The following is a 335-nucleotide window of genomic DNA, read 5'->3' as shown; positions in this document are numbered from 1 at the left end:
CGACGCCCGGTTCCGGACCGCCGGACTCCACGCACTTGATGCCTTTGTAGCCGGCCTTGAGCACGTCCTCGAGCTCAAGGTCTTCCACCGAACCTTCCTGCGCTGCCAGATGCAGAACCGTGTCCTGTGCTTTGGCGTTCAGGATCAGCCGGGTGGAGTCGGCTTTCGGGTCGCATCCGACGATCAGGATCTTCTGCCCGAGGTCGACAAGCGCTGCGAGCGTATTTTGGGAGGTGGTGGACTTGCCGATCCCCCCTTTGCCGTAAAATGCGATTTGACGCAAATCTGACATATCGCCTTCCTTCTTTCGTTCCATCCATCGCTGAGTAAAAGGC

1 protein-coding gene is annotated in these 335 nt (G+C 58.5%); it reads right to left on the bottom strand.

Going from position 1 to position 335, the window contains the following annotated elements; all coding sequences use genetic code 11:
* The coding region (locus K6N12_RS33795; RefSeq protein ID WP_222135288.1) for an AAA family ATPase at window positions 1-292 on the bottom strand (292 nt) is incomplete at its 3' end.
* Window positions 293-335: the final 43 nt, after the last annotated feature.

Source organism: Rhizobium redzepovicii (assembly GCF_019793435.1).
GTDB classification, from domain to species: domain Bacteria; phylum Pseudomonadota; class Alphaproteobacteria; order Rhizobiales; family Rhizobiaceae; genus Rhizobium; species Rhizobium redzepovicii.
This window is presented reverse-complemented; position numbering and strand designations above follow the sequence as displayed.